This window comes from Mycobacterium sp. 1245852.3 (assembly GCF_001669335.1).
Lineage (GTDB): Bacteria > Actinomycetota > Actinomycetes > Mycobacteriales > Mycobacteriaceae > Mycobacterium > Mycobacterium europaeum_A.
The window spans coordinates 1-3,505 of sequence record NZ_LZLL01000509.1 but is presented as its reverse complement, the minus strand read 5'-3'; the positions used below and the strand labels follow the sequence as shown (position 1 = coordinate 3,505).

Genomic DNA, 3,505 nt, shown 5'->3' with positions numbered 1-3,505 from the left:
GGTCGCGCAGCCCGGTCGCCAGCACCTCGACGCCGCCGGACTCCCATGACAGCACCCGCCCGGTGCCCAGCTCGGCGAACACCACACCGCCCGGGCTCAGGGCCACACCGTAGAGCTGGTCGAAACCGTCTGCGAGCACATCCGTTTCGTTGGCCTCCGGCCGATACCGGCCGACTTGGCCGCCGGAGGTCGTCACGACGAACTCACCGGGCCCGCTCGCCGCAATGCCGCGCAGGAATCCGGGGTATCCGGGGCTGAACAACATCCCGGCGGTGTGCAGGGACCCGTCGGGCAGGGCGACGTAGAAGTACGTGCCGTCGGCGATGTAGAGCTGCCCGTCGTGGCCCACCGCCAGATCAAGCGGCCAGTTGAGGCCGCCCGCCAGTACGGATTGCGTTGTGCCGTCCGGCGATATCTCGGTGATCTCGCCGGTGAAGTTGGAAACGAACAACCGATCGCCGACGAAGGTGCAGTTGTCCAGCCCCGGGTTCAGCTGGGCGATCAGGCGTTGTTCGCCGCTGCGCGGATCGATGCGCAGCACCTGTCCGGTTGCCACCTGCGTCGAGACGATGTGGCCCTGGGCGTCGAACTTGACCGAATCGGGCACACCGAGACCGGTTGCCACGCATTGCGGTTCGCCCCCGTCGGGGTCGACGCGCCAGATTTCGTTGGCCCCCATCACCGGGAAGTACAGCAGCCCGTCCGGGCCGACCTCCATCGCGTTCGGTGAGGGCACGTTCTCCAAGAGCACCCGTGGTGGCCCGCCAGCCAGGTCGAATTCCAGCAGCCGTCCGCCTTCACGGCATTCACCGATGAACAACCGGTCCCGATAAAAGGTGATCCCGTTGGCCGACGGCACGTCGTCGCGCAGGACGCGCGTTCGGCCGCCGGTGTCGCGCACGCTGACCCGGCCGTCCATCACCTCGGTGGCGTAGAGGTTGCCGGCGGCGTCGAACGCGACGTCGTCGGGCGCCACGATGTCGCCGCCCTTGGGGCTGGCGGTCACCAGTTCCCCGGTGCGGTGGTCCAGCGCGCTGATCTGGCTGCCGGTCACCTGGGCGATGTAGATGCGACCGTCCGGGCCGGTGCGCAGACCGTTGGCTCCGAAGAGCCGGCTGGGCGCGGTGACCCGTTCGAGCTCCCAGCCCTCGGCGACGTCGATGCGATGCGCCATCGGGTACCGCGATGGCTGCGTTGAGATGGGCATGGCTCGCCGAGGTCCTTCCGTCAGCCGTTTGGCTGGACGCTATCAATTCCTCCTAGTCCAGACAATAGCCGCCAAAGCGCGGCGAACCGACCTTGACAGCGAAGTCCACCGATCGGAATAGTGTTCTCCAAGGGACAGAATGCGATATTTTGTCCGGACAAAAGATCAATGATCCCGCCCTGGGTGGCGCGACGCCCGGCGGCAGGGGAAAGCAGGTCATGGCCGATCACGGGGATCTCCTAGGACTCGACGGGCGCGTCGTCGTGGTTTCCGGTGCCGGTGGCGGTGGCATCGGCACGACCGTCACGGCCATGACCGCCCGGGCCGGGGCCACCGTGATCGCGGTGAGCCGGTCGAAGGAAAACCTCGACGAACACATCGCCCCGCTGGCACAGCAGGGCCTGCCCGTGCTGCCCGTCGCCGCCGACGCGTCGACCGACGAGGGCATCGCCGCGGTGCTCGACCACGCGCGCCGCGCCGGCGGCGACCTGTACGGGCTGGTCAATGTCGCCGGCGGCGCCGAGCCGTCGACGTGGATGCCGTCCACCCGGGTGGCGCGCGGTGACTGGCGCAAGATCTTCGCCGACAACCTCGAAACGGCCTTCTTCATGAGCCAGGCCGTGGCGGGCGAGCTCGTCGCGCAGCACCAGCCGGGATCGATCGTGTCGATCTCCTCGATCAGCGGCATGAACACCGCGCCGTTCCACATCGCCTACGGCACGGCCAAGGCCGCGATTGTGGCGATGACCCGCACGATGGCACTCGAGTTGGCGGTGGCCGGCATTCGGGTCAATGCCGTCGCGCCCGGCGTCACCGAGACGGCGGCCTCGCGCACGTACGTCGACGAGGATCCCGATCGCGACCGGCAGGCGATCGCAATGGGCCGCCGCGGCCGGCCCGAAGAGCAGGCCGGCGCCATCCTGTTCCTGCTCTCGAAGATGTCGAGCTACATCACCGGCCAGACGCTGCTCGTCGACGGCGGGCTGGACCTCAAGTGGAGCCACCTCGGCGCAGACAACACTTCGCTATTCCTCAAGGACGAATCCTTCCGCGCGGCAATCAGGAGGATGTGATGACCGATCTGGCCAAGGGCGCGAATCCCGAAGCGCCCGAGGAACTCTCGGCACCGATGACCATCGGCGTGGAGGCTTACATCTCCGAGGACTACGCTCGCGCCGAGCGGGACAAGCTGTGGCGCAAGGTATGGCAGCAGGTGGGCCGGGTCGAGGAGCTGCCCGAGGTGGGAAGCTACTTGACCTACGACATCCTCGACGATTCGATCATCGTGGTCCGCACCGGCGCAGCAGAGTTTCACGCGCACCACAACGTGTGCATGCACCGCGGCCGCCGGCTGATCGACACCCCCGACGGCGCCAAGAACGCCTGCGCGCGTACCCGAAAGTCGTTCGTCTGCGGCTTCCACGGCTGGACCTACGGCCTGGACGGCGCGTGCACCCATATTCGCGAACAGCAGGACTGGCAGGGCACGCTCACCCCCGACAACACCCACCTGCGTCCGGTGCGGGTCGATACCTGGGGTGGCTGGTTGTGGATCAACATGGACCCCGACTGCGAGCCGCTCGCCGATTTCCTGTTCCCCGCCGCGAAGATCCTCGACCCGTTCGGGCTGGAGAACATGCGCTACAAGTGGCGCAAGTGGCTCTCGTTCGATTGCAACTGGAAGGTCGCGCTGGAGGCCTTCAACGAGACCTACCACGTCTACACCACACATCCCGAGTTCAACAGGTTCGGCGAGTTCAAGGGGTGGGCGAAAGCCCAAGGCAAGCACAGCCACATCGGCTATGACGCGCCCGAGGACATGGAGGCCACCAAGTCCAAGATCCGGCTCGGCATCGGCGCCGATCCCCGCGTGTCGACCGCCGAGATGCAGGTGTACACGATGGAGGAAACCAACGCCACCACCACCCAGACGCTGGTGAACGCCGCCAAGCGACTGGTCGACGAGCTGCCCGAGGGGACACCGGCCGACAAGGTCCTCGAGCACTGGCTGGCCTCGGCGCGCCGCGACGACGAGGCCCGCGGCGTGATCTGGCCGACGATCCCCGCCGACATCCTGGGGCAGGCCGGGACCGCATGGCAGATCTTCCCGAACTTCCAGATCGGCCAGGGCCTGACCAGCGCGCTGTGCTACGGCGCGCGACCGCATCCCAGCTACAACCCGGACAAGTGCATCTTCGAGGTGTCGGTCTTCGAGCTGTACCCCAAAGGCCAAGAGCCGCAGACGGAATGGGAATACACTCCGGTCGGGGACCCCAGGTGGCGATCGGTGCTGCCGCA

Annotated in this window: 3 protein-coding genes; 2 read left to right on the top strand and 1 reads right to left on the bottom strand. The window is 67.2% G+C overall.

What is annotated here, in order from left to right:
- On the bottom strand, window positions 1–1,207 hold a 1,207-nt coding region (locus A9W96_RS22890; RefSeq protein ID WP_369830862.1), incomplete at its 3' end, for an SMP-30/gluconolactonase/LRE family protein.
- A gap of 218 nt (window positions 1,208–1,425) precedes the next feature.
- On the opposite strand from A9W96_RS22890, the gene A9W96_RS22885 reads away from it, so the two are divergent.
- Together A9W96_RS22885 and A9W96_RS22880 are read left to right on the top strand one after the other, a co-directional pair.
- Window positions 1,426–2,280 (top strand): SDR family NAD(P)-dependent oxidoreductase, encoded by an 855-nt coding sequence (locus A9W96_RS22885; protein ID WP_067143313.1) that lies wholly within the window; start codon window positions 1,426–1,428, stop codon window positions 2,278–2,280.
- Window positions 2,280–3,505 (top strand): Rieske 2Fe-2S domain-containing protein (locus A9W96_RS22880; protein WP_067143307.1); only part of this gene is annotated, 1,226 nt, incomplete at its 3' end. The genes A9W96_RS22885 and A9W96_RS22880, both read left to right, overlap by 1 nt.

Excerpts from the sequence above, each read along its gene's own strand:
- A9W96_RS22885 (WP_067143313.1), top strand. The coding sequence starts at position 1,426 with ATGGCCGATCACGGGGATCTCCTAGGACTCGACGGGCGCGTCGTCGTG.